The organism is Bradyrhizobium sp. 61 (assembly GCF_023073075.1).
Lineage (GTDB): Bacteria > Pseudomonadota > Alphaproteobacteria > Rhizobiales > Xanthobacteraceae > Bradyrhizobium > Bradyrhizobium barranii.
The window spans coordinates 71,000-83,360 of record NZ_JADPIU010000074.1; the positions used below are offsets into that span (position 1 = coordinate 71,000).

A 12,361-nucleotide genomic window follows, 5' to 3' on the forward strand; every position below is an offset into this window, starting at 1 on the left:
GGATTGGTCGTTCAGGATTAGCACCACCCGCAATCGGTAGATCACGCGGTATGGGTCCCTGCGTTCGCAGGGACGACAGCCGGCCTACTCCAACTCCTCGAACCTGCCCGGCACGGGCTTGCCCATGCGGATGCGGCCGTCGGGCAACAGCTCGCCGTCGGCTTCGGCCGAGAACTGGATCGTGTTGCCGCCGCCGTCGCGCTTGCTGGCCTTGCCGAGCGGCCCGAGCTTGTCGGCGAGCGCGGTGTCGTCGAGCACGAACACGCGGTACTCGGTGAGGTGAAAACGGCGCGGCGCCTGCCATGTCAGCGCGGGCACGGATGTGCGCATGTCGCCGTCGGTCTTGATGTCGACGCTGCGGCCGGTCACGTCGCGGAACAGATCCGGCCCGGCGACCAGCCGCGCGCGGCCGCCGTCGATGGCGTAGAGATTCAGCGTGACGATATGGCGCTCGCTGCGGAACGAGACCGCGACGGTGCGCGAATCCTGCGACCAGGCGGCGTGGAAGGCATCCGGCGCCGAGTCCAGAATGTTGTCGTCGTCGACATTGTCGAGCGTCATCAGCCGACGATGGCCGGGCTCAGCCATCAGGTAGATGCGAAAGCCTTCGCTCCCGGACTCGCCGCCGCCATGGGCTGCGACGGACAGCTTCCCATTCGGCGCACGGCCGCCCTGGATGATGGCGTATTCGTTCTTTCCATACCGATGCTCGGCCGTGGCAAAGGCCGGCGACAGCGCGGCGAGCGTGAAAATGAGGGCGAGGATGGCGCGGCAGGGCATGACGGTTTGTCGGAGAAGGGCGGGCGAACGTTCACTCCACCAGCGTGAACTGCAGCAGCAGCGTGCGCTGGAGCATCGAGAAATTGTCGTCCGACACCAGCGTCAGAACGGTCTCGCCCTCGGGCGTGACGTGGGCGTCGATGCCTTCCATGTTGTCGACCTCGTGGCCGAGATCGGCGGCGAACAGCGCAGGGCCGTCGACCAGCGCGTTGGGCGCGATGGATTTCAGGGGGATCGACCGGATGCGGATGTTGATGCCGGTGAACCAGGAGAATTTGCGTTCGAGGATGAGAAGCTCGCCGGACGGCAGCAGCACGGCATCGCTGATGTCGAATTTTTCGGTGCGGCGGACGCTGAACTGGCTGGGCGACGGACCGCCGATCAGGAACGCGACCAGATTGCCGTCGGTATCCAGCCCGCGCTCGGAGAAGGCGATCAGGGTGCCCGCGAGCGGCTGGCCTTTCGGCACGACGACCATCGCTTCGAGCCCCTTGTTGGAGGGCAGCTTCCGCACGGCGGGCGGCGTCGGCAACACCTCGCCGCGGGCGCGCGTGCCGCCTTTCGCGAAATCGAAGCGCAGGACCTGGTTGACGCGTTCGAGCCCGACGTAAACGACATTGCCGTCGCGCGCGAGCGACTCGGTGTCGTACCAGAACCGCTTCTCCGTGATCGGCCGGCCCTCGGAATTGAGCATCGGGGACGCCTCGACATCGTCGAGCCCGATCATCTTGCCGCCGGAATAGCGGATGCTGCCGGTGAACCAGCCGCCCTGGTCGGAGATCGCGAGGAAGCGCTCGCCCTTCGCATCGAGCCGGATGGCGGACAGGCCGCCGAAGCCGCGATAGGGCGAGGTCAGCACCAGGCCGCTGCGATATTGCAGCTGACCGAAGCGCACGCGCGAGCGGTCGCGCGGCTCGAAATTGGGAATCGGCCGCGCGTTCACCTCGACGCTGACCGGCTCGGTGACGGCGTGCTCGATCTGCGCGGTGCGCGGCGGCGGCTCGGTCGTCGGCTGCGCCTGCGCCAGTCGGGAGAGTGCGAGAGTGGAAAATCCCGCCGCCGCGTGGCCAAGAAAGCTGCGGCGGGACGATTGCGCGCTCACGAATGCAATTTGCGTCGCGGGCGACCGGCCTGATGCGTGGGCGCGGTGTTGGTCTCGCTGAACAGCTCGGCGAGCTTCTCGGTGATGGCGCCGCCGAGCTCTTCGGCATCCACGATCGTCACCGCGCGGCGATAGTAGCGCGTCACGTCATGGCCGATGCCGATCGCGATCAGCTCAACCGGCGAGCGGGTCTCGATCTCCTCGATGATGTGGCGCAGATGCCGCTCGAGATAGTTGCCGGGATTGACCGACAGCGTGGAATCGTCGACCGGCGCACCATCGGAGATCATCATCAGGATCTTGCGCTGCTCGGGCCGGCCGAGCAGGCGCTTGTGCGCCCAGTCCAGCGCCTCGCCGTCGATGTTCTCCTTCAGCAGACCCTCGCGCATCATCAGGCCGAGATTCTTCCGCGCGCGGCGCCAGGGTGCGTCGGCGGACTTGTAGATGATGTGGCGGAGATCGTTGAGGCGGCCGGGATTGGCCGGCTTGCCGGCGGCAAGCCACGCCTCGCGCGATTGCCCGCCCTTCCAGGCGCGCGTGGTGAAGCCGAGGATCTCGACCTTGACGCCGCAACGCTCCAGCGTGCGCGCCAGGATGTCGGCGCAGGTCGCGGCGACCGTGATCGGGCGTCCGCGCATCGAGCCGGAATTGTCGAGCAGCAGCGTCACGACGGTGTCGCGGAACGTCGCCTCCTTCTCGTGCATGAAGGACAGCGGGTGATAAGGATCGGTCACCACGCGCGATAGCCGCGCGGGATCCAGAATGCCCTCTTCGAGATCGAAGTCCCAGGCGCGGTTCTGCTGCGCCATCAAGCGTCTCTGAAGGCGGTTGGCGAGGCGCGCGACGATGCCCTGCAGATGCGCGAGCTGCTTGTCGAGATAGGCGCGCAGGCGCTCCAGCTCGTCATGGTCGCAGAGGTCTTCGGCGGCGATGACCTCGTCGAATTTCGGCGCGAAGGCATGATATTCCGGCCCGCGCGGCTCGTTCTTGCCGTGCGCGTTCGGACGCGTCGCCTCGCCCGGCGTCTCGTCGTCGCCGAGCTCGCCGTCGTCGAACGTGTCGGAGGTCGAGGCCTGCGCGCTTTCCATTGCGCTCTCGCTCATCTCCTCGCTGGAAGCCTGCGCCTGGTCGGCGCTCATCTCCTGCGCGGCGTCGGAATCGGGCGAGCCTTCGGCGCCGGACTGGTCGTTGTCGCCGTCGCGGTTTTCCTCATCGTCGTCGTTGTCTTCGCTGTCGGCGCTGCGCTCGTCGCCGAGCTCGAGCGCGGTCAACAGGTCATGCACGGCGTCGCCGAACCTGGTCTGGTCCTCGACCAGGCCATCGAGCCGGTCGAGCCGCTTGCCGATCTTGTCCTCGAGAATGGGCCGCCAGAGATCGACCATCTTCTTCGCCGCCGTGGGCGGCGCCATGCCGGTCAGGCGCTCGCGCACCAGCATCGCCAGCGCATCCGCCAGCGGCGCATCGGCACGGTCGGTGATTTCGTCGAACTTGCCGCGATGGAAGTGGTCGTCCAGCATCGCGCTGAGGTTTTTCGCAACGCCCGCCATGCGGCGCGCGCCGATCGCCTCGACGCGGGCCTGCTCGACCGCCTCGAACACGCCGCGCGCCTGCGGATTGCCGGGCATCAGCTTGCGATGCAACTTTGCATCGTGACAGGCGATCTTGAGCGCGATGGAGTCGGCGTGGCCGCGCACGATCGCAGCGTCACGTTTTGTCATTTTTCGCGCCGGCTCCGGCAGCCGCGCTTTGCCCGGCGCCAAACCGGGGCGCTCGGCCGCAAAACTGACCTCGAGTTCGGGCGACTTCGCGATCGCCTTCAGGCAGGAGGCCACCGAGCGCTTGAACGGCTCGGTCGGGGCTTCCTTGGTGTTACGGAATTTGGAGTTGGATGATGATGTGCTCATAGCGACTTCGTAAACGAGTGGCGCGTCACGCCGCCGGGATAGCCCTTGAGGGTGCCGAACTCCTCGTACCCGCAGGAACGATAGAAGCCCGGCGCCTGGAAACTCATCGTGTCGACATGGGCCTGGATCGCGCCCTGCCGTCTTGCCTCGTCCTCGATCGCCGCGATCAGCTTCGTGCCAAGACCCTTGCCGCGCTGCTTCTGGTCGATCCAGAAGTACTGGATGAACAGAACCGTGGCCCAGAGGTGTCCGACGATGCCGCCGACGATCTTGCCGCGGTCTTTCAGCGAGACCGCGATGCTCCTGACCTTCTGCTTCCCGAACTGCTCGTCGTTATAGGCGCCGAGCCCGGCGAGCACAGCCTTCTTGGTGGTCCCAATGGTGCGCTCGACGGTGATGTTTGGCATGGTCTAGCTGAGCGCCACGTTGACCGCCGATTCCGGCAGCTCCGCGTTGAAGCAGCGCTGGTAGAACTCGGCGACCAGGGGACGCTCGAGCTCGTCGCACTTGTTGAGGAAGGTGACCCGGAACGCGAAGCCGATATCGCCGAAGATATCAGCGTTCTCGGCCCAGGTGATCACCGTGCGCGGGCTCATCACCGTCGACAGATCGCCATTGGCGAAGGCGTTACGGGTGAGATCGGCAAGGCGGACCATCTTGTTGACGATGTCGCGGCCTTCCTGCGTGCGATAGTGCTTGGCCTTGGCCAGCACGATCTCCACTTCCTCGTCATGGGCGAGATAGTTCAGCGTGGTGACGATCGACCAGCGGTCCATCTGGCCCTGGTTGATCTGCTGGGTGCCGTGATAGAGGCCCGAGGTGTCGCCGAGGCCGACCGTGTTGGCGGTCGAAAACATGCGGAAGGCCGGATGCGGCTTGATCACCTTGTTCTGGTCGAGCAGCGTCAGGCGTCCGGAGACTTCCAGCACGCGCTGGATCACGAACATCACGTCGGGACGGCCGGCGTCGTATTCGTCGAACACCAGCGCGATGTTGTGCTGGAGCGCCCAGGGCAAAATGCCGTCGCGGAATTCGGTGACCTGCTTGCCGTCGCGGACCACGATGGAGTCCTTGCCGACGAGGTCGATACGGCTGATGTGGCTGTCGAGGTTGACGCGCACGCAGGGCCAGTTCAGGCGCGCGGCGACCTGCTCGATATGGGTGGATTTACCGGTGCCGTGATAGCCGGTCACCATCACGCGGCGATTGCGGGCAAAGCCGGCGAGAATGGCGAGCGTGGTGGCGCGATCGAAGCGGTAGTCGGAATCGACTTCGGGCACATGAGGATCGACTTCGGAATAGGCCGGGACTTCGAGATCGCTGTCGATCCCGAACACCTGGCGCACCGACACCTTCATGTCGGGCAGACCGGAAATTTCCTCAACTTTGGACAGAGCGGCGGTCGTCATCAATCCTCCGAGGCCCCGGGCGATCCCGAGACCAGTTATTTGCACGTTGGCTGCGGCTGGGTGCGGTTGCGAACTTATCAGAGACAACGTGCCGGCAGAAGCCCGCGCCCCAATCAAAGTTCCATTGTCTTTTCATTTAGATAGGCAAGGAACGCGATTTTTGGAGGGCTGCCTTGCGAATCACGCTCGAATTTCGGGCGGGAGGCGTGGCCTGCCCACGCGAATGGCACTTTTACCGCGTGCACCTACTTATGTAGGGTCCGAACCCCGTTGCTCCAGCCCCCACGAAAGACGACGTGACGTCCTTTCTCGATCCCCTCATATCCTTCGTTTCGGCCCATGCGTGGCTGGCCTATCTGACCCTGTTCCTGGCGGCGCTGCTCGAAGCCGTTCCGGTGGTGGGATCGGTGATCCCCGGCTCGACCATCATTCTGGCGCTGAGCGCGCTGGTTCCAGGCGGGGAATTGAAGCTGCAATGGGTGCTGCTGGCGGCGGCAATCGGCGCCGTGCTGGGCGACGGCTCGGCCTACTGGATCGGGCACCGGCGGCAGCGCGAGATCCTCAACACCTGGCCGCTGACCAACTATCCGCGGGTGGTTGCCGAGAGCGAAAGCTTCTTCCACCGCTTCGGCACCTGGGCCGTATTCTTCGCCCGTTTCGTGCCGCCGATCCGCGCCTTCGTGCCCGTCACCGCCGGCGCACTGGGGATGCCCCCCGCGAAGTTTTATGCCGTGAATATCCCGGCGATCCTGGTCTGGGCTCCCGCGCATGTGCTGCCGGGCGTGCTGGCGGTATCGGCCTTCCACCAATATTTCGGCGTGCCGCACCATGGGCATCCGTTCAAGCACATCTGGATCTTGATGGTGGTGGCCGTGGCGATCATCGGCGGCCTTGGCATCTGGTACTACCGCCGCCGGCAGAACGGCCTCGTCGCGACGTCCAAGCCGCGGGCTTAGTGCGCCGGTGTCGTCCCTGCGAACGCAGGGACGACACCGGGGGACGACGCGCTCGCAGAGAGATTCTAACTAGCCCTTCTTCCCGGCGCCGGTCCGACATAGCGCGCCCGCGGGCGGATCAGCTTGCCGAACTGTAGTTGCTCGCTGGCGTGCGCGATCCAGCCGACGCTGCGGGCCATCGCGAACAGCGCGAGCTCGCTGCCTAAGGGCAGGCGTAGCGCGTGCACGAGGACGGCGAGCGCGTAGTCGATATTGACGAGCTCGCCGGTCGCCTCGACGATCCGCTCCGGCACTTCGCGCGTGAATTTGCGCGGCGCACCGGCTCGCGCCAGCGCGTTCAGCAGCGACTGCGCGCGGGGATCGCCGCGCTTGTAGACGCCGTGGCCGAAGCCGGCAAAGCGCTCACCCAGGGCGACGCGCTCGCGAACCATCGGGGCGACATCGCGATCGACCAGCGCCTTGACGAGCTGCGAGGCCAGCACGCCGGCGCCACCATGTTTCGGCCCTTTCAACGCGGCGAGGCCGGCGATGACGGAGTCATAGAGGTTGAGGCCGGTCGATGCCGCGCAGCGCGCGGTGAAGGTCGAGGCGTTCAATTCGTGATCGGCGAGCAGCACCAGCGCGCGGCGGATGAGGTCTGGCGCGTGCTTGTTGTCGGGCGCCCAGGCCTTCGCGATCTGCTGGTGCAGCGGCTGGGATGATGGCTCGGCGTTGAGCATGGTCGCAACCAGGAGGCGGACAATGCGCCCGCCGACCATCGCGCGGCCGTCGGGCGCGCGGGTGAACGCACGCGCGTCCGCGCTGGTCGCGAGCGCCAGCACTGCGATGGCACGGTCGATCGGCGCGGCGCGGCGCGCGGCCTCCGCGATCGCGCGCATCTCGTCGGAGATCTGGGGCTGATTGTCCGGCGTGAAGGGATCGACGTCGGAGACGTCCCACAGCAGCGTCGCCGTGTGCTCCAGCGTGTCGTTCTCAGCGAGATCGACGCAATTGACGCCGCGGTAGATCGCGCCCTCCTCGGTGATCGTCGAGATCTCCGTGTCCATGACAGGCAGGTCGGCATCGAAGCTGCGCAGGCCGCGCGGCTCCGGCGACGGCACCCGGCGCTCCTTGAGGGCGCGGACGTCCTCCGCCCGATAGCGGTTCTTGCGCGAATCCGGCGTCGGCTCGGAGCGGATCAGGCCACGACTGACATAGGCGTAGAGCGTGGCCGGCGAGATCGCGAGCTCGGCCGCGGCTTCCCGGGCCGACAGATAGAGTTCCTCGGAATTATTCATATTGATTTATGTAATCAAGATTGATCAATCTGTCGAGAGGCCTGATTTTCTCCTGGTGCAGTGCAAAGGAGATTGGGTCATGAACATCCACCTCACCAAAAGCCAGATCGGGCTGGACGGCGTTCCCGCGGCCGAGACCGTGCTGAGCCATGTCGACGGCGAGCGCGGCGAGTTGATCATCGCCGGCGAGCATGTCGGCACCCTTGCAAGCCAGTCGAGCTTCGAGGGCGTCACCGCCCGGCTCTGGAATGGCGCGAGCAAGACCACGCTGAGCGAAGCCAATGTGCGGGCGAGCCTGGGCGCGGCGCGCGAGCGTGCGTTCGCGCGGTTGCCGGAGCTGTTGCCGGCGACACGCGGCATGGGCATCGTCGACGGGTTCCGTGCAGCGGTCGCGGGCCTGCGCGCGGAGAACGGGCTGGAACATGAGGCGACGATCGTCGGCGCGTTTCCGGTGATCGCAGGCGCGCTGGTCCGGCGCGCCAAGGGGCTCGAGCCAGTCGCGCCCGATCCGAATGCGAGCCATGCCGCCGATACGCTGCGGATGCTGCGCGGCGCCTCACCGGAGCCGCGCGAGGTCGCGGCGCTGGACGCCTATCTCGTCACGGTCTGCGACCACGGCATGAACGCGTCGACCTTCACCACCCGCGTGGTGGCATCCACCCAGGCCGATCTGTTTGCCGCCGTCACCGCCGGATACTGCGCGCTGACCGGCCCCTTGCACGGCGGCGCGCCGGAGCCGGTGCTCGAAATGCTCGATGCGATCGGCTCCAGCGAACGCATCAAGCCATGGGTCGATGCGGCCCTCGCCCGCGGCGAGCGGCTGATGGGCTTTGGCCATCGCGTCTATCGCGTGCGCGATCCGCGCGCCGACGTGCTCAAGGCCGCGATCGAGCGGCTTTCGGCGGATGGCGCCGACCTGCCCTTTGCCGGCGAGGTCGAGGCCTATATCCGCAGCGCGCTGCGCAAGAAGAATCCGGACCGGCCGCTGGAGACGAACGTGGAGTTCTTCACGGCGATTCTGCTCGATGCTCTCGCCATTCCGCGCCAGGCCTTCACGCCGATCTTCGCCGTGGCGCGCGCAGCGGGATGGACCGCCCATGCGCGCGAGCAACAGCGGACGGGGCGGTTGATCCGGCCGAGTTCGTCATATGTGGGGGAAATGCCGAAGGCTTCCGGCGAATAGAGCAGAAGGGCACGACAGCCGGGCCGTTCACTCCGCTGTCGTGCCTCGCCCGGACGCACGATGACACGGCAGAGCCGTCGCGCGAGATCGTAATTGCGGGAACGCGCGCACGGTCCGGGCGACGACTTTGGAACATCTTTGGGTCTGGGGACTTAGCCGTGAGCCCCCTCGGATCAAGATTCCAATGCTGGACCTGTTTGGACAAGCGGACGAGGCCAGGATCGGCGAGATCGCCGCAGGCTATGCCGCCAACCGGACCGAGGCCGGCACGGATTCTGAAAGACGATTCCGCGACTTGCTGCAGGCTCTGCCGGCCGCGATCTACACAACCGATGCGGAAGGCTGCATCACCTTCTTCAATCGCGCCTGCATCGATTTTGCCGGACGCATGCCGAAGATCGGCGAGATGTGGTGCGTGACCTGGAAGCTCTATCTGCCCGACGGCACGGCGCTTCCCCACGATGAATGCCCGATGGCAATCGCGCTCAAGCAGAACCGGCCAGTGCGCGATGTCGAGGCCGTGGCCGAGCGGCCGGACGGCTCCCGGATCTGCTTCATGCCATATCCGACGCCGCTGCGCGACGAACGCGGCCGGTTGGTTGGTGCGGTGAACATGCTGGTCGACATCACGGCTCGCAAGGAGGCCGAGCAGAGGATGATGCTCCTCACCTCCGAGGTCGATCACCGTTCCAACAACCTGCTCGCGGTGGCTCAGGCGATGCTGCGGCTGACGAAGGCGGATACCGCGGAAGAGTTCCAGACCGTGTTTGCAGGCCGGCTCAGCGCGCTTGCCAACGTGCAGAGGCTGTTCTCGGCTTCGCGTTGGACCGGCGCGAATCTGAAGACCATCGTCGAAGAGGAACTCCGGCCGTACGCAAGCGGGGACGGCGAGCGGATCAGGATCGCGGGAGACGACGTCCGCCTGCCGCCCACGCTGGCCCAGTCGATCGCCGTCGCGCTGCATGAGCTGGCCACCAACGCCGCCAAGTATGGCGCGCTGTCGAGCTCTTCGGGCAGGTTGGAGATCAGCTGGGAGACCAATGGCGCGGAGCCTCTCGTGCTGCACTGGTCGGAGAGCGGCGGTCCTCGGGTCAACGAGGCGCCGACGCGCAAGGGTTTTGGAATCGGCGCGGTCGACGGCATCATCCGGACCTTGCGCGGAACCATTACCCGGCAGTGGAGGCCGGAAGGACTGGTTTGCGAACTGTCCTTCCCAGAAGGCGTAGCCTAGGCCTCGCGGACCACCGTCTTCAGATAATTGTAGGCCTTGATGATCTCGATCAGGCGATCTTCGGTCGACCGGTCGCCGCCGTTGGCGTCGGGGTGGTGCTGCTTGACCAGCGCCTTGTACTTGCTCTTGACGTCGGCGAGCGTGGAATCGGGGCCGAGGCCCATGACCTGGAGCGCCTTTCGCTCGGCGTTCATCACCTTGCGCGTCTCGGCCTTGGGCTCGGCCTGCGGACCCTTCCGCCAGCCGGCGCGGCCGTTGATCTCACTGAACATGCTGAACGGATCGGACGCCATGTCGATCTCGGCTTCCGCGCCCTTCTTGCCGCCATTGGCGCCCATCTTCCAGGTCGGGCGGTGACCGGTCAGCGCATCCTTCTGGTAGCGCGCGACGGCATCGGCATTCATGCCGGAGAAGAAATTGTAGTTCTGGTTGTACTCGCGCACGTGGTTCAAGCAGAAGTGCCAGTACTCGCGCTGGTTCTCGCGGCCCTTCGGCGCACGGTGCGCACCCTTGTTCTGACACCCGGCCCATTCGCAGTTGACCACGGCGTCGCGCGGCTTCACTTCCGGCTGCTTGCCTTTCGGCTTGACCCGGATGGAGTCGAAGAACTTTGATGAATCGATCGGCATGACTGACTTTGACTACGCAATGCAAAAACCTTCAAGTCTTGACATTGCAATTAGCTGGGAACCCGCAGCCGAAGTTTCACTCCGGCGTCTTCGAGGTACGGCCGCCGCAGGCGGCCTATGCAATTGACGGAGTGCGGCTGCGCGCTTTAATGGCACTCATGGTTATGAAAGACACTATCAGCAACAAGTTGCGGGAAGCTTTCACGCCGGAAAGCCTGCAGGTCGTCGACGAGTCACATTTGCATGAGGGCCACGCCGGCCATCGACCGAGCGGCGAGACACACTTTCGCGTTTATATTGTGTCTCAGGCCTTCAAAGGGAAGAGCCGGGTCGATCGCCACCGCATGATAAATTCGGCGCTGGCCGCGGAACTTGCCGGCAGCGTGCACGCGCTCGCGATCCACGCGCAGGCGCCGGGGGAAGGCGGGACCTAGCTCGCCAATTCGGCTGTCATGCCCCGCGAAGGCGGGGCATCCAGTAAACGCTGCTGGCGAGATTCAATCGATAGGCCGCGGCGTACTGGATCGTCCGCCCCAGTGCGCAACTGCGCACAAGGCGGACGATGACACCGTGCGTCAAAACGACGTCCCGGCCCGCCTGGGCTTGGCTTCCTCCATCTCCGCGTCACGCGGCACCGGTGAAATACGGAGCGCGGTGATGCGGTTGCGCTCGCGGCGGAGGACGCGGAAACGGAAACCGTGGAACGTGAAACTCTGGCCGCGGTCGGGGATCGAGCGCGCCTCGTGAATGACGAGGCCGGCGACCGTCGTTGCCTCTTCGTCGGGCAGGTGCCAGTCCATGGCGCGGTTGAGATCGCGGATCGGCACCGAGCCGTCGACCACGACCGAGCCGTCCGGCTGGGCGCGCACGCCGGCGACCACGACGTCGTGCTCGTCGGAGATGTCGCCGACGATCTCTTCCAAAATATCTTCCAGCGTCACGAGACCTTCAACCTCGCCGTACTCGTCGACAACGAGGGCGAAATGGGTTTTTCGGCGCCGGAACGCCTTGAGCTGCTCGGAGACCGGGCGCATCTCCGGCACGAACCAGGGCGGAAGCGCGATGGTGGAGACGTCAATGCGCGAGGTATCGCCGTCCGCGGCGCGGATCGCGCGCAACAAATCCTTGGCGTGAAGCACGCCGATGATGTTTTCCGGCTTCTCGCGCCACAGCGGAATGCGGGTGTACTCGGTCGCCAGCACCTCGCGCACCAGTTCCTCCGGCGGCAGGTCGGCATTGATCATCATCATCTCAGTGCGGTGGATCATGACGTCGGAGACCTGCAACTCGCGCAGATCGAGCAGGCCGCCGAGCATGTCGCGGTCCTGCTTCTCGACCTTGCCCTCGTGGTGCAGCAGGTCGACCGCGCCGCGCAGGCGCTCGGTCGGCGACAGGATCGCCTGGTGCTCGCCGGCCAAACCAAACAAGCGCATCAGCAGACGGACGATGACCTCGACGATCCGCAGCAACGGTCCCAGCACATACATCGTCAGCCGCATCGGGCGGGCAACCGCAAGCGCCATGCGGTCGGGCGCGTTGATCGCAATGGTCTTCGGCAGCACCTCCGCGAAGATCACGACCAGCGCCGTCATCACGCCGGTGGCATAGAGCACGCCGACATCGCCGAACCAGGCCGTGAAGATGCTGGTGGCGAGCGCGGACGCGCTGATGTTGGCGATGTTGTTGCCGAGCAGCAGCGCGCCGATCAGGCGCTCGCGCATGTCGAGCAGCTGCGAGACGACGTCGGCGTCGTGGTTACCCTGCTTGGAGAGCCGCAGCATGCTGGCGCGCGAGGCGCCGGTCAGCGCGGTCTCGCTCGCGGCGAAGAAGCCCGAGACGAGCAGGCAGAGAATGACGATGGTGAATCCGAGCCAGTCCATGCACCACTCA

Annotated in this window: 12 protein-coding genes; 4 read left to right on the plus strand and 8 right to left on the minus strand. The window is 65.7% G+C overall.

The genetic code is table 11. The annotated features are described in order from the left end of the window. Positions 1-84: 84 nt before the first annotated feature. From IVB46_RS28155 to cobS, 5 genes are read right to left on the minus strand one after another with little or no spacing between them, the layout of a single operon-like run. Positions 85-780, minus strand: coding sequence for a hypothetical protein (locus IVB46_RS28155; RefSeq protein ID WP_247316447.1), 696 nt, complete (start codon positions 778-780; stop codon positions 85-87). Between the two features lie 31 nt (positions 781-811). After that, positions 812-1,882 carry an esterase-like activity of phytase family protein gene (locus IVB46_RS28160; RefSeq protein ID WP_247316448.1) on the minus strand — a complete coding sequence of 357 codons (1,071 nt, stop codon included), beginning with the start codon at positions 1,880-1,882 and terminating at the stop codon, positions 812-814. Then, on the minus strand, positions 1,879-3,786 hold the full coding sequence (gene cobT / locus IVB46_RS28165) for a cobaltochelatase subunit CobT (protein WP_014490393.1): 1,908 nt from the start codon (positions 3,784-3,786) through the stop codon (positions 1,879-1,881). The genes IVB46_RS28160 and cobT overlap by 4 nt, the downstream gene beginning before the upstream one ends. After that, a complete protein-coding gene (locus tag IVB46_RS28170; RefSeq protein ID WP_028149462.1) occupies positions 3,783-4,193 on the minus strand; it encodes a GNAT family N-acetyltransferase in 411 nt (136 codons plus the stop codon). The genes cobT and IVB46_RS28170 overlap by 4 nt, the downstream gene beginning before the upstream one ends. Before the next feature lie 3 nt (positions 4,194-4,196). Continuing rightward, complete coding sequence (cobS, locus tag IVB46_RS28175; RefSeq protein ID WP_063980631.1) at positions 4,197-5,195, minus strand: cobaltochelatase subunit CobS; 999 nt, start codon at positions 5,193-5,195, stop codon at positions 4,197-4,199. A 296-nt stretch (positions 5,196-5,491) separates the two neighbouring features. Between cobS and IVB46_RS28180 the strand changes: the two genes are divergently transcribed. Beyond that, entirely contained in the window at positions 5,492-6,151 is a 660-nt protein-coding gene (locus tag IVB46_RS28180; protein ID WP_247316449.1) for a DedA family protein, read from the plus strand. Positions 6,152-6,216: 65 nt separating this feature from the next. Here IVB46_RS28180 and IVB46_RS28185 read toward each other — a convergent pair whose 3' ends face one another. After that, on the minus strand, positions 6,217-7,428 hold the full coding sequence (locus tag IVB46_RS28185; RefSeq protein ID WP_247316451.1) for a citrate synthase family protein: 1,212 nt from the start codon (positions 7,426-7,428) through the stop codon (positions 6,217-6,219). Positions 7,429-7,507: 79 nt separating this feature from the next. Between IVB46_RS28185 and IVB46_RS28190 the strand changes: the two genes are divergently transcribed. Further along, on the plus strand, positions 7,508-8,611 hold the full coding sequence (locus IVB46_RS28190) for a citrate synthase/methylcitrate synthase (RefSeq protein WP_247316453.1): 1,104 nt from the start codon (positions 7,508-7,510) through the stop codon (positions 8,609-8,611). Between the two features lie 184 nt (positions 8,612-8,795). Beyond that, positions 8,796-9,842, plus strand: coding sequence for a sensor histidine kinase (locus tag IVB46_RS28195; RefSeq protein ID WP_247343908.1), 1,047 nt, complete (start codon positions 8,796-8,798; stop codon positions 9,840-9,842). On the opposite strand, the gene IVB46_RS28200 is transcribed toward IVB46_RS28195, so the two are convergent. Continuing rightward, positions 9,839-10,471, minus strand: coding sequence for a DnaJ domain-containing protein (locus IVB46_RS28200; protein WP_014490400.1), 633 nt, complete (start codon positions 10,469-10,471; stop codon positions 9,839-9,841). The genes IVB46_RS28195 and IVB46_RS28200 overlap by 4 nt on opposite strands. Before the next feature lie 158 nt (positions 10,472-10,629). Here IVB46_RS28200 and IVB46_RS28205 point away from each other — a divergent pair, with 158 nt between their 5' ends. After that, the gene (locus tag IVB46_RS28205) at positions 10,630-10,905 is read left to right on the plus strand and encodes a BolA family protein (protein ID WP_028149466.1); all 276 of its coding nucleotides are present in this window, start codon (positions 10,630-10,632) and stop codon (positions 10,903-10,905) included. A 141-nt stretch (positions 10,906-11,046) separates the two neighbouring features. On the opposite strand, the gene IVB46_RS28210 is transcribed toward IVB46_RS28205, so the two are convergent. Further along, positions 11,047-12,351 (minus strand): HlyC/CorC family transporter, encoded by a 1,305-nt coding sequence (locus IVB46_RS28210; RefSeq protein WP_071908474.1) that lies wholly within the window; start codon positions 12,349-12,351, stop codon positions 11,047-11,049. Positions 12,352-12,361: the final 10 nt, after the last annotated feature.

Excerpts from the sequence above, each read along its gene's own strand:
- IVB46_RS28170 (WP_028149462.1), bottom strand. The coding sequence starts at position 4,193 with ATGCCAAACATCACCGTCGAGCGCACCATTGGGACCACCAAGAAGGCT.
- IVB46_RS28200 (WP_014490400.1), bottom strand. The coding sequence starts at position 10,471 with ATGCCGATCGATTCATCAAAGTTCTTCGACTCCATCCGGGTCAAGCCG.
- IVB46_RS28210 (WP_071908474.1), bottom strand. The coding sequence starts at position 12,351 with ATGGACTGGCTCGGATTCACCATCGTCATTCTCTGCCTGCTCGTCTCG.
- IVB46_RS28185 (WP_247316451.1), bottom strand. The coding sequence starts at position 7,428 with ATGAATAATTCCGAGGAACTCTATCTGTCGGCCCGGGAAGCCGCGGCC.
- cobT (WP_014490393.1), bottom strand. The coding sequence starts at position 3,786 with ATGAGCACATCATCATCCAACTCCAAATTCCGTAACACCAAGGAAGCC.
- cobS (WP_063980631.1), bottom strand. The coding sequence starts at position 5,195 with ATGACGACCGCCGCTCTGTCCAAAGTTGAGGAAATTTCCGGTCTGCCC.
- IVB46_RS28190 (WP_247316453.1), top strand. The coding sequence starts at position 7,508 with ATGAACATCCACCTCACCAAAAGCCAGATCGGGCTGGACGGCGTTCCC.
- IVB46_RS28205 (WP_028149466.1), top strand. The coding sequence starts at position 10,630 with ATGGTTATGAAAGACACTATCAGCAACAAGTTGCGGGAAGCTTTCACG.
- IVB46_RS28155 (WP_247316447.1), bottom strand. The coding sequence starts at position 780 with ATGCCCTGCCGCGCCATCCTCGCCCTCATTTTCACGCTCGCCGCGCTG.
- IVB46_RS28195 (WP_247343908.1), top strand. The coding sequence starts at position 8,796 with ATGCTGGACCTGTTTGGACAAGCGGACGAGGCCAGGATCGGCGAGATC.